The following is a 16,997-nucleotide window of genomic DNA, read 5'->3' on the forward strand; positions in this document are numbered from 1 at the left end:
TTATGAGGATACCTGTTCACGAAGGACCGACGCGGTAAGCGAGATCATCAGGTAGATACCAGCAAACAACAGGAATGCCAAAATCGTATTTTCGAACTTGCGCGGATAGCTGGGTTCCTGACTGGGAACTGGGTTGACCGACACGGTCAGATAGCGCACCTGCCGGTTGGCTTCGGACCGGGTCGCTTCCATTTGCTGCATTGCCGTTTGCAGCATCATGTCACGCGCCGCCAGGTCCGCCTGCGCGATCTGGATACGCACGCTCAACCGCGCCAGCGAGTTTTCGCCGTCCGAGGCATCCTGCATCTCGGCATTCAGTTCTTTGAGAACCTTTTCCAGACGGGCGATATCTGCCTTGACGCCATCAACCTTTGCCTTGTTCGGGCGCAGGTTGTCCTGAAGCGCGGCGAGCTCAAGCTCTTTGTCCTGAACCAGTATTTCGATTTCGTTGATGCGGGCACGCAGGCTGGCAATGACGTTTTCGGGGTCAAGAACCGCGCCCTGAAGCTGAAGCTCGATCAACTCTTCCTGAGCCTGCCTGCGCGCTTCCTGCGCCGCTTCGAAACTTTGCAGCGCGTCGCGCATCTGGTCTTCGCGTTTTTTTCCGGACAAGGCGTTCACCCTGTCTTCTGCGTAAGAGATCAGGCGCTCGGAAAACTCGGTCGATGTCTGCGCGTCGGGGGCGGCAACCTCCATCCGAATGACCCCTTCGGTCGGGTCATAGCCGATGGTGATCATGCGTTTGAACAGCTTATAGGCGTCTTCAAGCGAGGCGTCTGGCGCCAGTCTTTGAATCGGGTCGAGCCATTCCTGCTTGAAGACATCGGAAAACCCGGCATCCCGATCCAGCAACAGCAAAGCTTCTTTCGATTCCAAAAAAGACTGAACCGAGATCGAGTCCTGCGTGGTGGCGAATTGCGTGCCGGCGAGCAGACCGCCGACACTGCCCGGTCCGCCATCAGCTTGCAGGATAAGGAATTCGGAATCGCTGGCATACATCGGCGTGGCGATGCGGTAGAAATAGAAGCCGACAATGAAGGTCGGCAGGAACACAAAGGCCGCCAGACGCGCAAACAGTCCAAACAGTTTACGCTTGCGACGGCGTGCGATGTCTTTTTGGATTTGGCTGATTTCATAATTGCGCCGCTCAGCCGGGCTGAGCTCGGGCCCGGGCAGGTTCGTTTTCTCGGCGCCCATGGGCTGCGGCAGTTGAACGTTTATCCTGTCCTTGGGTTTGTCACCCCCGTTCGATGGTTTTGCGGCAGCAAGGTCCAGCAGATTGGTGCGCTGGAAGGGGTCGATGCCCTTTTTGCGCAGCAACCGCACCGCGTCATAATCCGACGTCGCGGCCAGACCGTGTTTCTGCGCCAGACGTCGTGCGATACGCAATTGACGGCCCGTCAGGCCTTCGCGCTTGATGTCATCCAGCTGCGTCCCGGGCTGTGCTTCGCCGGCGGCCGCAGGGCCTTGCGTCGCGTTGCGAATACGCGAGATGGCGTCCGATCGCGCCTCGGCCGAGCTTTCCGTCTGACGTCCGCGGCGCCAGTTATATTTTCTAACCTTGGGTTTCGTAGTCATACAGCTGCTTCGCCTCTTCCAAGGAGTCAAATATATACAATTGCCCGTCCAGAAGTACGGCGGCTTTCTGGGCGAATTTCTCCAACACGGACGGGCTGTGCGATACGATCACCAAAGTCGTCGTGCGCAATCTTTCCTTCAGGATCGCCCCAGCCTTTTCGTTGAATTCGACATCTGTTGTCGCCGGCATCCCTTCGTCGATGAGATACATGTCAAAGTCCAGCGCCAGCATCAAAGAAAAGGTGAAGCGCGCCCTCATCCCAGAGGAGTAGGTGGCAAGGGGCTGGTCGAAATATTCGCCCAGACCGCAGAGCCATTTGCAGTAGGCCTCGATGTAATCGGGGTCCATACCGTAGATCTTGGCGATGTAGCGCGCGTTTTCAAGCGCTGACAGTTTTCCCGACACGCCACCGGTGAACCCCATGGGAAAGGACACCCGGCATTCGCGGCGGACCACGCCCTCGTCGGGTTTTTCCAGACCGGCCATCATGTTGATCAGCGTGGTTTTTCCGGTTCCGTTCGGGGCCAGAACGCCCAGTGAGGTGCCCAGTTCGACCCGAAACGAGACCCGATCCAGAATCACCTTGCGGCGCGTTCCGGTCCAGAAGGATTTGCTGACGTTGTCGAATTCTAGCATTCGCGGTCTGCTGCTCGTTTTAGTCGTTTGTCGCACTTGCGGGCGGCCAGAAAGGGTATTTTTTACCGGCCCATGTTGGCTACATTATGTCGAATTATGAAACAAATGATCAATGCGTCCCGGTTGCGCGCATGAATGTCTGGTCGGGTGCAGCAAGGGATTCCATTCACTTGGTGCTGCGTTCGGTCGTTATTATCTGTTTTGGCAGCCAACAACAGACTGGATGGACAGGGACCGTCACGATCAGATGAACGCTTTACGTCAGGAAATCCGCGCTTGCCGCTTGTGTGCCGACAGGTTCGCGCAAACAGAAACCGCACACGAGCCGCGCCCGGTGGTCTGGTTCCGCCCCGGAACGCCAATCCTTGTCGCGGGGCAGGCACCGGGCGCCCGTGTGCACGAGTCGGGGCGGCCCTTCACCGACCCGTCCGGCGACAGGCTGCGGCACTGGCTGGGGATTGATGAGTCGGTTTTTTACGACCGCGACCGTGTTTCGATCGTGCCGATGGCGTTCTGCTTTCCGGGGTATGATGCGCGCAATGCTGATCTTCCTCCACCTGCGATGTGCCGCAAGACCTGGCATGACCGAGTGATGCAGGAACTGGGGCGTGTGCCGCTGACCGTGCTGGTCGGAGGTCATGCACACAAGTTTCATCTTGGCGCGCGCGGGTCGGTGACGGACACCGTTCGCAACTGGCGGGACCATGCGCCGCGGGTCTTTGCCTTGCCTCACCCGTCCTGGCGCAATACGGCATGGTTGAAGAAAAACCCGTGGTTCGAGGCTGAACTGCTGCCTGTTTTGCGCGCACGGGTCCAAGAGGTGCTGAATGACTGACTCCACGGCGTTGGACACCGCGCATGCCGCGATGCAGGCGGACCCGACAAGTGATGCCGCCCGTCTGCGTTTCTTTGAACGGCTTGCGGATAGCGAGCTGTTTCTGATGCTGACCGAAGAAGCGCGGGACGAAAACATCTCGCCCGAAGTGTTCGATGTGGCTGACGGGCGCTTTGTTCTTGCCTTTGATCGTGAGGACCGGCTGGCGCAGTTTGCCGGGCGGCCCGTGCCTTATGTGGCGCTGTCGGGGCGGGTGCTTTCGGGGATGCTGTCGGGACAGGGCATCGGGCTTGGTCTGAACCTTGAGACGGCGCCATCTTCCATGCTGATTCCGGAGGAAGCACTGGAATGGTTGGCTGAAACGTTGCAGCACAGCCCGCAAGAGGTCGAGGAAGAGCTTGCCGAGTTTTTGCCGCCCGCTGGCCTGCCGCAGAACCTGCTGACCGCGCTGGATGCAAAACTGGCGACGGCAGGCGGACTTGCCAGCGCGGCTTATCTGGTCGCCACCAAGTCCAAATCGGGCGCGCAGGGCCATCTGTTGGGGTTTGTCGATGCGATCGAGGGGGCCGAGCCCGCTTTGGCCAAGGCCGCGTCCGAGGCGCTGACCTTTTCCGGGATCGAGGCAGGCGCGATGGATGTCGGGTTTTTCACCGCAAGCGAGGCCGCCGCCGCGCTGTTGGCCAAGGTGGGCCTTCGGTTTGATCTGCCCCAGCCGCAAGTTGCCGATACGGTCCGTGAAGCGCCCGGCAGCAACCCGGACAACCCACCCATTCTGAAATAACCATCCAAAGGCAAACACGCGGCGCAAGCTGCACCGCGTGTTGTTGCATTGGGGTTTGTTTATTCCGCTGCCGCTTCCAACTTGTCCTGCGTGCGGGTTTCGAAGTCGGTGGCGTCGTGGCGTTCGTGAAGCTGCGTGTGCGGCTCGCCAAAGGTGCGGTTGACCATGCGGCCGCGCTGAACCGCAGGGCGCGCGTCGATCGCCTTGGCCCATCGCATGACGTTCTTGTAGGATTCCACGTCCAGGAACTCTGCCGCGCTGTAAAGGCGGCCCAGAACCAACTGACCATACCAGGGCCAAATCGCCATGTCGGCGATCGAATAGTTTTCGCCCGCGATGAAGGTTTTTTCCACCAGTTCACGATCCAGAACGTCCAGTTGGCGCTTGGTCTCCATGGCGAAACGGTTGATCGGGTATTCCCATTTCTCGGGTGCATAGGCGTAGAAATGCCCGAACCCACCGCCCAGATACGGCGCGCTGCCCATCTGCCAGAACACCCAGTTCATCACCTCGGTCCGCTCGGGGCCGGAAGCCGGCAGAAACGCGCCGAACTTTTCGGCCAGATGGAACAGGATCGAGGCGCTTTCAAAAACCCGAACAGGTTTGTCGCCGGACCGATCCCAAAGCGCGGGGATTTTCGAGTTCGGGTTGACCTCGACAAAGCCCGAGCTGAATTGATCGCCTTCTCCGATGTTGATCAGCCAGGCGTTGTATTCAGCGCCTTCATGACCAAGTGCCAGCAGCTCTTCCAGCATCACCGTGACTTTCACGCCATTGGGTGTCGCGAGCGAGTACAGCTGAAGAGGATGCTGTCCGACCGGCAGGTCCTTGTCATGGGTCGCTCCGGCGATCGGCCGGTTGATGTTGGCGAATTGTCCGCCACTTTTACTGTCCCAGGTCCAGACCGCTGGAGGGGTATACGAGGATTGGTCGGTCATCACTTGCCTTTCTTGCCTATGTCAGGGCTGCCATACAGCTAATATTGCAAACCGCCGAGTCCAACCCCACCCAACTGGCGTATTCTGTAACAATCCGCCGCCAAACTCTCACGTTTTCTCGTGCCGGGTCACAGCGGCGTTAGGGGGACTACGCACCGCACGGGAATCGCATATTGTCCATTCAGACCTGCCCAAGGCATCACGGATTTAGTTGACCCGAAAAGGATGGACGACATGAAACGCTTTGCATTGACACTCGCTGCGGCCATAGCGCTGGCGGTTCCGGCTTTTGCCGGCCCTCAATATATTGACGGCACAGGTTTTGCTGTTTCGGGTTACGATGTCGTTGCCTATCGCAGCCTGGATCAGGTGCCGGTGGGCCAGCCGCAGCCCGAGGGTGTGCGCGGAAATGCCAACATCACCGCCGAGTACAACGGTGCGACCTGGGCTTTTGCGACCGAGGAAAACCGAGACAAATTCCTGGAAAACCCGGCATACTACGCGCCGCAATATGATGGGCACTGCGCCTATGGCGTGTCGCGCGGTGGCAAGGTTCCGGCAAACCCGAACCTGTGGCGGATCGTGGATGACAAACTGTATCTCAACATCACCGATGTGGTTGTCGGATTTTTCGAGGAAGACATTCCGGGCAATATCAATCTTGCCGAAGGAAACTGGCCCGGTATCGAACCAAGCGACGCCTCGACCAACGTGATTCCGAAATTCACGTCCGAAGGCCCGGTTTCGAACTGACCCGGCGTCACAAGATCAATGCCCGGCTGGTCCAGCCGGGCTGAGGCCGTTACCCTGCAAGCCAGAATTGATCCCGAATATCCTGATCAGCGTCAAACCTGATCCGCACACTCTTGGCCCCCGGAAACTTCCGTTCGCGGATCGTATCGGGGATGATGACTTCTCCGGCACCGGTATCTTTTGACTGAAAGCTCAGAATTTCAGCCTCGGTGTGGCGTGCGCTGGTCAGGACGGTCGTCGGCAAGGCCACGCGATTTGCCCCATGATGCACGGGCGTGGTGACAAAATAGGTCAGATGCCGCCCGTAACACCCGACCGCGTCAGGAACGTGATCCGAGACACATGCATCAGATGTGTCCTGAACATCCGCTTCATCTTGCATTTTCGGCAACCTCTGGTCGGGATTCAGCATCGCCTTGCAGGCGGCGATATCTTCCAGTGGAAGTTCGATGATGCGCTTTTTCAAACGGGGTCGGCGCGGTTGTGGAGGGCCGGAACTGGCACCACCTTTTGTAACCAACCCTTCCTTGCGCAGAAAATCATAGGCCGCCTTGGCGCGCGAAAAACCGGAACTGTCCCCATCCTTGTGATCGGGATGTGAATGGAAGGCGATCTGCCTCCAGGCGTCCCTGATCTCTTGGGAACCGGCGCAGGGGCTTAACCCCAGATCCGCCAACGCATCCGCGCGCGCCCGCACTTTATCGACAGGTTCCATACTCAAAACACTCATTACAAACTACACTTTTCCAGTGTCGCCAGCGTCATGGTTTTGTCAAATTTCAGGGATGATTTGCGGGGCTGGTGACAACAATCGCTGTGTTGAGATTCAATTGTCCCTCAAAGGCACCGTTTTAGGGGTGGTGCTGGTAAACAGTACACATCTTCCGAAACGACAAACGCCCGGGTGTAAACGTAACCCGGGCGAATCATTGGATTTTTTGCAAGTCAGGCCACGTTTTCCAGTTCAACGCGTGGTGTAATGCCCAGTGCAAAGCAGACATCGCGCGTCAGTTCGGGACGGTTGAGCGTATAGAAATGCAGCTTGTCCACGCCGCCTTCGATCAGGTCCGAACACAGTTCAGTGCAGATCGCCGTGGCCAACAGATCCTCGCGCTCGTCGCGCACCGCTTTTTCAAAGGCCTGTTCGACCCAAACCGGAATATGCGTGCCACAGCGCTTGGCGAAATTGCGGGCACCCGACCAGTTCTCGATCGGCAGGATGCCCGGAACGATCGGTTTGTCGATACCGGCCTTGGCGCAAGCATCGCGGAACCGGAAAAAGGTCTCGGCTTCGAAGAAGAACTGTGTCAGCGCTTCGTCTGCGCCTGCGTCCAGCTTGGCCTTCAACCAGTCCACATCCGCAGCCATGTCTGCGGCCTCGGGGTGGGTGTCAGGATAGGCCCCGACACGGATGCTGAACATTTCGGTTTCGGCCAGTGCCTCGATCAGTTCGACAGAACTGGAAAACCCGTCGGGGTGCGGTACAAACTTGTCCTGACCCTTTGGCGGATCGCCGCGCAGGGCGACGATGTCCTGCACGCCGGCGCGTGCAAAGGCGTCTGCGATCTCCAGCGTTTCCTGCCGCGAAGCATCGACGCAGGTCAGATGAGCGGCCACGTTCAGACCCGACGACTTGTGCAGGGTTGAAACCGCGTCGCGTGTCAGTTCACGCGTCGTGCCACCAGCGCCGTAGGTGACGGAAACAAAGCGGGGATCCAAAGGGGCCAATGTCTGGACCGTGTCCCAAAGGCGGAAAGAGGCTTCCAGAGTTTTGGGCGGAAAGAACTCGAAGGAAATTTCAGGGTTAGACATTGTGGCCTCACTGGATCAACTGAGCCCCTTGTGCCATGGCGAGCATTGTGAAACAAACTCATATTACTCAACAACAACATGAATACTGTTTGAAATGCATATTGAATTCCGGCACCTGCGCACCATCAAGGCGATCCATGAATGCGGCGGGCTGGCCCGTGCTGCGGATCAGCTGAATATCACCCAGTCCGCATTAAGTCATCAAATCAAAGGGTTGGAAGATCAGGCGGGGGTTGAACTGTTTCTGCGCCGCTCAAAGCCAATGAAACTGTCAGCCGCCGGATTCCGCCTGTTGCGGCTGGCCGAACAAATCCTTCCTCAGGTCGAGGCCGCGCAGAGCGAGTTTTCATCGCTGCGGGACGGGCGAACGGGGCGGATGCATATAGCCATCGAATGCCATGCCTGTTTCGAATGGCTGTTTCCTGTTCTTGAAGCCTTCAGGAAATCCTGGGGCGATGTGGATGTCGATATCCGCCCCGGCCTGGCCTTCGACGCGCTTCCGGCCTTGCAGAAGGAAGAGGTTGATCTGGTGGTCTCGTCCGATCCCGAAGACCTTCCGGGTGTCGAGTTTGTCGAACTTTTCGACTATAACGCGGTGTTTGTGGCCGCTTCGACCCATCCCCTGGCCAAGAAAGACTATATCGAGGCCGAGGATTTTCGCGGCCAGACCCTGATCACCTATCCGGTGGAACGCACGCGTCTGGATGTATTCAGCCAGCTGTTGATCCCGGCGCGGGTTGAGCCTGCAACGATCCGGCAAGTGGAACTGACCGCCGTCATTCTGCTGCTGGTCGCATCGAACCGGGGCATTTCAGTGCTGCCGGATTGGGTCGTGCGCGAGGTCAAATACAACTCGGACTACGTCACCCGACCCTTGACGAAAGAGGGCATTACACGGCGTCTCTATGCCGCGGTCCGGTCGGAAGATCTGGAGAAACCCTATGTGCAGGAACTGGTGAAACTGGCCCGGGAAGAAGCGCGCAAGCTGCAATCCCAGTAACGGCGTTTCCGGCGGGTCTGTTATGCGCATCATTCCTCTTGGCAAGGGCGCGTTGCGGCAGTATACGCGCGGTTTGACCGGACAGGAGCCTTTTGACAATGGTTGGCAGCGCAAATCTCAACATCATGATCAAGGCCGCGCGCAAGGCGGGGCGTTCTTTGGTCAAGGATTTCCGTGAAGTCGAAAATCTGCAGGTGTCGATGAAAGGCGCCGGTGATTTCGTCTCGAAGGCTGACATCGCCGCCGAAGCCATCCTGAAAGAAGAGCTGCTGGGCGCACGGCCGACCTATGGCTGGCTGGCCGAAGAGGGCGGCTCCATCGATGGCGAGGATCCGACCCGCCGCTGGATCGTCGATCCGCTGGACGGCACCACCAATTTCCTGCACGGCCTGCCGCATTGGGCGATTTCCATAGCGCTGGAACACAAGGGCAAGATCGTTGCCGGCGTGATTTATGACGCCGCCAAGGACGAGATGTTCTTTGCGGAAAAGGGTGAGGGCGCCTGGATGAACGACATGCGTATTCGCGTGTCGGGCCGTCATCGCATGATTGAATCGGTCTTCGCGACCGGTCTGCCTTTTGGTGGCCGTTCGGACCTGCCAGCAACCCTTCAGGATCTGGCGCGCCTGATGCCCGCCTGCGCCGGTGTCCGTCGTTGGGGTGCTGCCGCGCTCGACATGGCATATGTGGCCGCCGGCCGGTATGAGGGCTTTTGGGAACGCCGCCTGAATGCGTGGGATCTGGCCGCTGGCGTGATCATCGTCAAAGAGGCCGGCGGTTTCGTGCAGGCGCTGAACCCTGAAGGCAACGTGCTGGAAGATGGTGAAGTGATCTGTTCTAACGAACCGATCTTCGATCAGTTCGCCAAGGTGATCCGGGGCTAGGCGCCCGTTTACCGGCCTTAACGGCGCGGAACGCGCGGAATGCGGGATTGCGACAGCTTGTACTTCGCCTCCGGGTGGGGCGGGTGCCCATGGGTGCGGTTCCAGAACTGAATTCCTCCGCGTCTCAGCCACAGCGGTATGCACAGGATCAGGCCAACGGCAAACCCCCCGGTATGGGCCCAATAGGCGATGCCGCCTTCGTCCGGGTTGCTCGTGACGCTGCCAAAGAACTGTATCGCCAGCCAGACGCCCAGCATGATGAAGGCGGGAATGGTAAAGACCCTGAAATAGACGACCAGGATCAGCAGGACATCTACCCGTGCTTTCGGGAACAGCAGCAGATACCCGCCCATAACGCCAGCAATCGCGCCCGAGGCCCCAACCGTGGGGACTTGGGACTCGGGCCCGGTGATGATGTGAATCAGGCCCGCGCCAATTCCGGCTGCCAGATAGAACAGCAGGAAAGGCAGATGGCCCATCTCGTCTTCCAGATTGTCACCGAAGATCCACAGAAACAGCATGTTCCCGGCCAGATGCATCCACCCCCCGTGCAGGAACATGGATGTCACGAGGGTTTCCAGCCCGAACCCGTCGCTGACCCGTGCCGGAATTATGGCGTAGTCGAAAAACAGCCTGCCGATCCGCGGCCCGTCACCCAAAATCCCCACATAGCTGAGGAAAATCAGGATATTGGCCGCCAGCAAGGCATAGACAACATAAGGTGTGCGCCCCGAAGGGTTGTGGTCGCGGATCGGAAACATGGTGTGACGCTGGGCTTTTGTGCGCCCAGCGTCAAGGCAAGCTTATGCCGCACCTCCCAACAACGCGGCGTTTCCACCCGCTGCAGTCGTGTCGACGCAGACATGGCGTTCACCCAGAACACGCGCGCGGTCGGGCTTGCCGGGGATAAGCGGCAGAATCGGGCCGTCGCGGCGCGCCAGATGCTGTTCGATCTGCCGCGCTGTTTCGTCGTCTCCCCACCACAACACGCCCGAAATGCCGGTCAGGTTTTCCAGCCGGTGCAGGTCAAGCATTCCGGTCGCCTGAATGGCAGTGCCACCCAACGCAGATACAGCATCGGCCTGCGCACGCGCTGCGGCCTCTCCGGGCCCCATGCACAGAAGGGGCGGACGCGGATACTCGCTCAGGCGGTTCGATTCACCGGTCGGGCCGGGCAGGGATCGGGTTTTGACCGGCGCAGGTTGACCTTGCGCAGCAGGCAGATCAGCCACGGCGTCCCAGGTATCCGCCGTGCTTTGACGGTCGGGCGCATAGAACCGGATCATGTAGTTCGGCCCGCCCGCCTTGGGGCCGGTGCCTGACAATCCTTCGCCCCCGAAGGGCTGAGACCCGACGATTGCGCCGATCTGGTTGCGGTTCACATAGATGTTGCCCGCATGGATAGCCTCGGTCACATGCTGCACGCGGTCGTCGATGCGGGTGTGCAGTCCGAAGGTCAGGCCGTATCCGGTGGCATTGATATCGTCGATGATCTTGTCGATCTCTTGCGACTTGAATCGGGCGACGTGCAGCACTGGGCCGAACACCTCGCGTTCCAGCGCGGCGATGCCGGGGATCTCGATCAGTGTCGGTGCAACAAAGATGCCATCGGGCGGCAACGGAAGTTCTTTCAGAACCCGTCCTTCGTTGCGCGCCTTGGTCACATGTTCGGCGATGCTCCGACGGGCCTGCTCGTCGATCACCGGTCCGCAATCCGTCGACACAAGCCAGGGGTCGCCGACCGACAGCGCATCCATCGCCCCTTTGAGCATGGTCAGAACGTCGTCGGCGATGTCTTCCTGCAAATACAGGCAGCGCAGGGCGGAACAGCGCTGGCCCGCCGACTGAAAGGCGCTTTCGATGATCGATTGCACGGCCTGTTCGGGCAGGGCCGTGCTGTCGACGATCATTGCGTTCAGACCGCCGGTTTCCGCGATCAGAGGCGTGCCGGGACGCATGGATCCGGCCATCGCCGCACGGATTTTCAGCGCGGTGGCCGTAGACCCGGTGAAGGCCACACCCGAGACACGCGGATCCGATGTCAGCGCCGCGCCCACGGCAGGCCCACCCGGCAACAGTTGCAGCACGTCGCGTGGCACCCCTGCCTCGTGCATAAGCTGAATGGCACGATGTGCGATCAGGGGCGTCTGGGGCGCAGGCTTGGCCAGAACCGCGTTTCCGGTGGCCAGTGCAGCAGAGATCTGCCCAGAGAAAATCGCCAGCGGGAAGTTCCACGGGCTGATACAGGTGAAAATCCCCGCGGGTTCGGCTTCGGGGATGTTGGCTGCATAATAGCGCAGGAAATCCACCGCCTCGCGCAGTTCGGCCACCGCATCGGGCAGCGACTTCCCGGCCTCACGCGCCAGCAGCGCGAACAACTCGCCATAATGCGCTTCATAAAGATCGGCTGCGGCATTGAGGACACGGGCGCGTTCGGCAGCGGGGGCGTCCCAGGGGTTGGCCGAAGCCAATGCCATCTCCACGTCCGCGGCACTCGCTGCGGCCACCGCGCCGGGTTTGTCCTGAGGTTGCGCCGGGTTGATCACTGGCTCGTCCGCTTCAGGCTTGGTCTCGCCGGCCAGCAAGGGTTGCGCATACCAGTGATGGGCGCGGAACTGATCCCGTGCCGCATCAATCTTATCCAGCGTTGGAGTGTGATGCAGGTCAAAACCCTTGGAGTTCGGTCTTTCAGGCTGGAACAGGTCCGGCCCGGTCGGCAGTGCGGGCGGAGGAGTCCGGAGCGCAACAAACGGATCGGCTGCGACCTCTTCCGGCGGCACATCTTCGTCCACAATCTGGTTGACGAAGGATGAGTTTGCGCCGTTCTCCAGCAAGCGTCGAACCAGATAAGCCAGCAAGTCGCGATGCGCCCCGACCGGTGCATAAATGCGGCACCGGGTGTTCTGCTTGTCCATCACGATCTGATGCAGGGTCTCGCCCATGCCGTGCAGGCGCTGGAACTCGAACGGTTGATCTTCGGCCATGTGAAGGATGGCGCTGACCGTGTGGGCGTTGTGCGTGGCAAATTGCGGGTAGATCCGGTCGGTCATGCCCAGCAGTTTGCGTGCATTGGCGATATAGGAGACGTCGGTCGCGGCCTTGTGCGTGAAGACCGGAAAACCATCCACCCCTTCGACCTGCGCGCGTTTGATCTCGGTATCCCAATAGGCACCTTTGACCAATCGCACCATAATCTGGCGATCATGACGTTCGGCCATGCCATACAGCGTATCCAGTACCAGACCTGCACGCGGGCCATAGGCCTGAACCACGATGCCAAACCCGTGCCATCCGGCAAGGGCCGGGTCGGACATCACCGCCTCGATCACCTGCAACGACAATGACAGACGATCCGCCTCTTCTGCATCGACGTTCAGGCCCATTCCGGCCGCCTTGGCCAGCAGGGCCAGCGCCCGCAGCCGCGGCACCAGCTCGTCCATCACACGCTGTTCCTGTGCCAGCTCATAACGGGGATGCAGGGCGGACAGTTTTACCGAAATGCCCGGGTTGGCGCGGATATCGTCATGGGTGCAGGCCTCGGCAATGGCCGAGATGGCGCGGGAATAGGACAGGTGATAGCGCGCCGCGTCCGCTTCGGTCCGGGCCGCTTCGCCCAGCATGTCGTAGGAATAGGTATAGCCTTTTTCCTCCATCCCGCGCGCCCGCTCCATTGCGGATTGAATGGTTTCCCCAAGAACGAACTGTCGCCCCATCTCTTTCATCGCACGCGCGACAGCCGTGCGGATCACCGGCTCGCCCAGCCGCTTGATTGCACCGCGCAGCGCCCCGACCGGAGACGCCTTGCCTTCGTCCAGTACCTTTCCCGTCAGCATCAGCGCCCAGGTCGAGGCGTTCACCAGCGAGGACGAGGATTGCCCCAGATGCTTGCCCCAATCGGATGGTGCGATCTTGTCTTCGATCAGCGCATCGATTGTGTCGGCATCCGGCACGCGCAACAGCGCCTCGGCCAGACACATCAGGGCGATACCTTCGTCGGTGGACAGGCCATATTCGGCCAGAAACACCTCCATCAACCCCGGAGAAGTGCTGGACCGGATGTCGCGCACAAGCTGCGCAGCGGCGGTGCCGATGGCGCTGCGATCCGTGTCTGTCAGGTTCGCCTGAGAGATCAGTGTATCAAGAACTGCCGACTGATCGGCGTAGGTCGAGCTATCGATGAGGGTGCGCAGGCTGTGTGACATATGTCCTCCGGTCTTTTTGATAATATAATGCGGAAAATTCAGGACAACGGCCCGAATATTGGCTATTGGAAGGCCTGTGTTCTGAAGATTCGGCAAAAGACAGCGCAAATGAGCTTTCCTGATCTGGATCGGTTCGACCGGTCGATTCTAAAAATTCTGGCCGAGGATGGTCGTATCTCGGTGGCCGATCTTGCGCGCGAGATCGGGCTGTCGAAATCTCCGACGCAAGCGCGGCTCAAACGGCTTGAGGCAAGCGGAGTAATCCAGGGGTATCGGGCGATGCTGGATCCGATCCGGTTGGGCCTGGATCACGTCGCGTTTGTCGAGGTGCGTTTGACCGATACCCGCGAAAAGGCTCTGGCCGAGTTCAACGCAGCCGTCCGCAAAACCGCCGAGGTCGAGCAGGCCCATATGATCGCGTCCAACTTTGACTATCTTCTGAAAGTGCGCACCGCCACCATGTCGGAATACCGCCGTGTATTGGCCGAGAAGATCTCGTCTCTGCCGCATGTCGCCAATACCTCAACTTTTGTTGCGATGGAGGCCGTGAAGGAAACCGGTATGCTGGGCGGTTTTGAACATCAGTCTTGACCCGGCAGAATTTTGGCCCACCCTTGTTGCGTGATGCGAACCTGTGCTGCAACGTTTTTCCTGATCGCGTTTTCATGCTCGGCCATGGCCGAGACATGCCCCACGGCTCCGGATCATTCCGAAGGGGTGAATGCGCTGATCAAGCAGGTCCAAAAGGCGGAATCGCAAAGCGACGCCCGGGTCATCTCGAATCAAATGTGGGAACTCTGGACGGACGCGCCGGATGCCCGGTCGCAGACTCTGCTGGACCGGGGAATGGCGCGACGAGAGGCTTGGGACTTGTCGGGCGCATTGGACGATTTCAACCAGCTTGTCGAATATTGCCCGGATTACGCCGAAGGCTACAATCAGCGGGCTTTCGTAAACTACCTGAGGCAGGATTTTGAAGCGGCGCTGCGCGATCTGAATGTCACGATCGAAATGTCGCCAAACCACATCGGCGCGCTCAGCGGACGCGCGTTGTCTTTACTGGGTTTGAAACGTCTTGAAGACGCGCGCACAGCACTGTCCGAAGCGTTGGAACTCAACCCTTGGCTGTCCGAGCGGGCGTTGTTGGAACCCGGCGGCCTTCTGGAACCGCCCGGAGAGGATATCTGACAGCCAGCTCGGGTAAGTTTTGAAACCGGTCGAAAACCGCCAAACAGGAGAGTTTCACGGCCACCTCGGAGACTGGGCCCCGCAATCAGAAAGGCAAATGGGTGACAACGCCGTCAGCGCGACAGTATCCGGCGCTTTTCGGCCATGGCTTCGCGTCGCCGCTGTTCAATCCCGAGTTTGAAGGACTCTTCGACAAAGTCGATGTGATCCGTTGCCGCTTTTTCGGCCCGCTCCTCATCACCTTCGATCACTGCGCGGCCGAGTTCGAGATGTTGCTGCAACAGCTTTTCGCCGGTCCCATCGATCGTGCGCAGGAAGTCGCGATTGTAGAAAACGCCCTTGCGGGTGAGTTCGTAGATCGACGCCATCATGTGGATCAGGGTCGCATTCTGGCTGGCATCAACAATCGCTGAATGCAGCGCAAAGTCCGCCTCTTGCGAAGCCTTGGCGTCCTGCTCCTGCCAGGCGCGCTCGTTTTCATCAAGGATCTCTGAAATCCGTTCCTTGTCTGCCTTGGTTGCACGACGGGCGGCAAGCCGGGCCGCGAAACCTTCCTGTTCGCGGCGATACTCCAGATAGTCGAAAAAAGCCGGCTCATGGCGTTCGTACAAAGCAAGAAGCGCGGGCATCATGGCTTGTCCGGTCAGGGCCGCGACGAATGTCCCTTCACCGTGTTGCGTTGTGACCAGCCCGCGTTCTTCCAGCACCTGAAGGGCCTCGCGCAGCTTTGGGCGCGACACGCGCAGCATCTCGGCCAGATCGCGCTCGGACGGCAGTTTCCGGCCCTGTTTCAGGATGCCCGACGCGATCAGGTCCTCGATTTGTGAAACCACCGCATCAGCCAGCGATTCGTGTCCGACCGGTTCAAAAATCGCCGTGGTGTTCATGAGATGCTGCCCCGTGTGATGCTAAAACAACCAGAATAACTGGTAAATAAAGATAACCATATCCGTTCTAAATTCAAGCGCGGGGATGTTCTTTCCGGACGTGAATTACATGTTTGTTTGCGAAGGGTTTTTTAGGAAAGTATCGGATTTTCATGTGGTCGCATCAGGGTTTTTCCGGGTTTGTCGGATGCAGGTTTCCCATTTCCGTTCATTGCCAGAGGTAAATAAAGTTATTGACTGGTTTAATCTGGTAAAGTTAGTTTACCACCGGAGCGGCGCTGGAAGAGCCTGCGCCACTGATCGGAGACAGACCCGACCAACCCTGGAGGAGATTTCATGAAGAAGACCCTGACGAGCCTGGCCGTGGCCGCCAGCCTGCTGGCGGCACCCGCGGTTGCGGCGGACAAGCTGCTGCTGAAAACACCGATTGCCTTTTCGACCGAACTGCCGGGCCTGGGTTCGCCTATTCCACGTGTGGCTGATCAGCTGGAACTGATGTCCGGCGGCACGCTGAAGATGAAGGTGTACGAGCCGGGAAAACTGGTTCCGCCCTTCGAAATTCTGGACGCCGTGTCCACCGGCAAGATCAACTCGGGCTACACTACGGCTGGTTACTGGGCCGGGAAAATCCCGGCTGCGCCGTTGTTCTCGGCTGTGCCGTTCGGCCCCGAGGCGGGCGAATACATGGCTTGGCTGTATTATGGCAACGGCATGACCCTGTATCAGGAGATGTATGATCAGGCCGGTTTCAACGTCAAAGTTCTGCCTTGCGCCATCATCGCGCCGGAAACCTCGGGCTGGTTCGCCTCCGAGATCAACTCGCCCGAAGACCTGAACGGGCTGAAGATGCGTTTCTTCGGTCTGGGCGGCAAGGTGATGCAGAAACTGGGTGTGGCGACCTCGCTGCTGCCAGGTGGTGAGATCTTCCCCGCATTGGAAAAAGGTGCGATTGACGCGACCGAGTTTTCGATGCCTGCGATCGACGCGCGCCTGGGCTTCCACAAGCTGGTCAAATTCAACTATTTCCCCGGCTGGCATCAGCAGGCGACCGTATTTGAACTGCTGATCAACAAGGACGTCTGGAACGAAGCCAGCGATCAGCACAAGGCAATCATCGAAAACGCCTGCAAGGCTTCGATGGCAGACAGCTTTGCCGAAGGCGAAGCCATCCAGCACGCGGCCTTGATCGACAACGTTGAAAACAACGGCGTTACCATCAAGCAGTGGTCGCCCGAGATGCTGGATACCTTCCGCGCAACCTGGGAAGAGGTTGCCGCTGAAGAGGCCGCCAATGATGCCTTCTTTGCACAGGTTCTGGCCGACATGAACGAATTCCGTGACGGCTATAACCTCTGGAAGACAAACGCCTTCCTCCCACGTCAGTAATCTCTCCCTCACTGACGTTGCCGGGGCGGCCCGATCCGCCGCTCCGGCCCCTGCTTTTCGATCTTCGGACTTTCTAACCTTTCACTACCCGTATTCCGGGTTGCTGAGCGAGGAAT

At 59.1% G+C, this 16,997-nt stretch carries 16 protein-coding genes; 8 read left to right on the plus strand and 8 right to left on the minus strand.

What is annotated here, in order from left to right; translation table 11 throughout:
- Together AC2FFD_RS01340 and AC2FFD_RS01345 are read right to left on the minus strand one after the other, a co-directional pair.
- Entirely contained in the window at nt 1-1,578 is a 1,578-nt protein-coding gene (locus AC2FFD_RS01340; protein ID WP_496871540.1) for a KpsE/RkpR family capsule polysaccharide export protein, read from the minus strand.
- Complete coding sequence (locus AC2FFD_RS01345; protein WP_170346103.1) at nt 1,556-2,215, minus strand: ABC transporter ATP-binding protein; 660 nt, start codon at nt 2,213-2,215, stop codon at nt 1,556-1,558. Before AC2FFD_RS01345 ends, AC2FFD_RS01340 begins: the two co-directional genes overlap by 23 nt.
- 223 nt (nt 2,216-2,438) lie before the next feature.
- Here AC2FFD_RS01345 and AC2FFD_RS01350 point away from each other — a divergent pair, with 223 nt between their 5' ends.
- Together AC2FFD_RS01350 and AC2FFD_RS01355 are read left to right on the plus strand one after the other, a co-directional pair.
- Nucleotides 2,439-3,050, plus strand: coding sequence for a uracil-DNA glycosylase family protein (locus tag AC2FFD_RS01350; protein WP_496871543.1), 612 nt, complete (start codon nt 2,439-2,441; stop codon nt 3,048-3,050).
- The gene (locus AC2FFD_RS01355) at nt 3,043-3,831 is read left to right on the plus strand and encodes an SseB family protein (RefSeq protein WP_496871544.1); all 789 of its coding nucleotides are present in this window, start codon (nt 3,043-3,045) and stop codon (nt 3,829-3,831) included. The genes AC2FFD_RS01350 and AC2FFD_RS01355 overlap by 8 nt, the downstream gene beginning before the upstream one ends.
- A gap of 59 nt (nt 3,832-3,890) precedes the next feature.
- Here the strand turns inward: AC2FFD_RS01355 and yghU are convergent, their stop codons facing one another.
- Entirely contained in the window at nt 3,891-4,769 is an 879-nt protein-coding gene (yghU, locus tag AC2FFD_RS01360; protein WP_496871547.1) for a glutathione-dependent disulfide-bond oxidoreductase, read from the minus strand.
- Nucleotides 4,770-5,003: 234 nt separating this feature from the next.
- On the opposite strand from yghU, the gene AC2FFD_RS01365 reads away from it, so the two are divergent.
- The gene (locus AC2FFD_RS01365) at nt 5,004-5,522 is read left to right on the plus strand and encodes a YHS domain-containing (seleno)protein (RefSeq protein WP_170346106.1); all 519 of its coding nucleotides are present in this window, start codon (nt 5,004-5,006) and stop codon (nt 5,520-5,522) included.
- A 49-nt stretch (nt 5,523-5,571) separates the two neighbouring features.
- Here AC2FFD_RS01365 and AC2FFD_RS01370 read toward each other — a convergent pair whose 3' ends face one another.
- Together AC2FFD_RS01370 and metF are read right to left on the minus strand one after the other, a co-directional pair.
- Nucleotides 5,572-6,237, minus strand: coding sequence for a J domain-containing protein (locus AC2FFD_RS01370; RefSeq protein ID WP_496871549.1), 666 nt, complete (start codon nt 6,235-6,237; stop codon nt 5,572-5,574).
- A gap of 230 nt (nt 6,238-6,467) precedes the next feature.
- Nucleotides 6,468-7,334: a methylenetetrahydrofolate reductase [NAD(P)H] gene (metF, locus tag AC2FFD_RS01375; protein ID WP_257599246.1), complete on the minus strand. Its 867-nt coding sequence runs from the start codon at nt 7,332-7,334 to the stop codon at nt 6,468-6,470.
- Between the two features lie 94 nt (nt 7,335-7,428).
- Here metF and AC2FFD_RS01380 point away from each other — a divergent pair, with 94 nt between their 5' ends.
- Both AC2FFD_RS01380 and AC2FFD_RS01385 read left to right on the plus strand, forming a co-directional pair.
- Nucleotides 7,429-8,334: a LysR family transcriptional regulator gene (locus tag AC2FFD_RS01380; protein WP_257599245.1), complete on the plus strand. Its 906-nt coding sequence runs from the start codon at nt 7,429-7,431 to the stop codon at nt 8,332-8,334.
- Between the two features lie 98 nt (nt 8,335-8,432).
- Complete coding sequence (locus AC2FFD_RS01385) at nt 8,433-9,218, plus strand: inositol monophosphatase family protein (RefSeq protein WP_257599244.1); 786 nt, start codon at nt 8,433-8,435, stop codon at nt 9,216-9,218.
- Nucleotides 9,219-9,235: 17 nt separating this feature from the next.
- On the opposite strand, the gene AC2FFD_RS01390 is transcribed toward AC2FFD_RS01385, so the two are convergent.
- Together AC2FFD_RS01390 and putA are read right to left on the minus strand one after the other, a co-directional pair.
- The gene (locus AC2FFD_RS01390; protein ID WP_170346111.1) at nt 9,236-9,979 is read right to left on the minus strand and encodes a rhomboid family intramembrane serine protease; all 744 of its coding nucleotides are present in this window, start codon (nt 9,977-9,979) and stop codon (nt 9,236-9,238) included.
- A 42-nt stretch (nt 9,980-10,021) separates the two neighbouring features.
- Nucleotides 10,022-13,420, minus strand: a complete 3,399-nt coding sequence (gene putA, locus AC2FFD_RS01395; RefSeq protein ID WP_496871551.1) for a bifunctional proline dehydrogenase/L-glutamate gamma-semialdehyde dehydrogenase PutA — start codon at nt 13,418-13,420, stop codon at nt 10,022-10,024.
- A 108-nt stretch (nt 13,421-13,528) separates the two neighbouring features.
- Between putA and AC2FFD_RS01400 the strand changes: the two genes are divergently transcribed.
- Both AC2FFD_RS01400 and AC2FFD_RS01405 read left to right on the plus strand, forming a co-directional pair.
- On the plus strand, nt 13,529-14,011 hold the full coding sequence (locus AC2FFD_RS01400; RefSeq protein WP_170346113.1) for an Lrp/AsnC family transcriptional regulator: 483 nt from the start codon (nt 13,529-13,531) through the stop codon (nt 14,009-14,011).
- Nucleotides 14,012-14,044: 33 nt separating this feature from the next.
- Nucleotides 14,045-14,608 (plus strand): tetratricopeptide repeat protein, encoded by a 564-nt coding sequence (locus AC2FFD_RS01405; RefSeq protein WP_496871552.1) that lies wholly within the window; start codon nt 14,045-14,047, stop codon nt 14,606-14,608.
- A 113-nt stretch (nt 14,609-14,721) separates the two neighbouring features.
- Here the strand turns inward: AC2FFD_RS01405 and AC2FFD_RS01410 are convergent, their stop codons facing one another.
- A complete protein-coding gene (locus tag AC2FFD_RS01410) occupies nt 14,722-15,495 on the minus strand; it encodes a FadR/GntR family transcriptional regulator (protein WP_170346115.1) in 774 nt (257 codons plus the stop codon).
- Between the two features lie 336 nt (nt 15,496-15,831).
- Here AC2FFD_RS01410 and AC2FFD_RS01415 point away from each other — a divergent pair, with 336 nt between their 5' ends.
- Nucleotides 15,832-16,881, plus strand: coding sequence for a TRAP transporter substrate-binding protein (locus AC2FFD_RS01415; RefSeq protein WP_170346116.1), 1,050 nt, complete (start codon nt 15,832-15,834; stop codon nt 16,879-16,881).
- Nucleotides 16,882-16,997 lie beyond the last annotated feature (116 nt).

This window comes from Ruegeria sp. YTSC002, assembly GCF_059609845.1.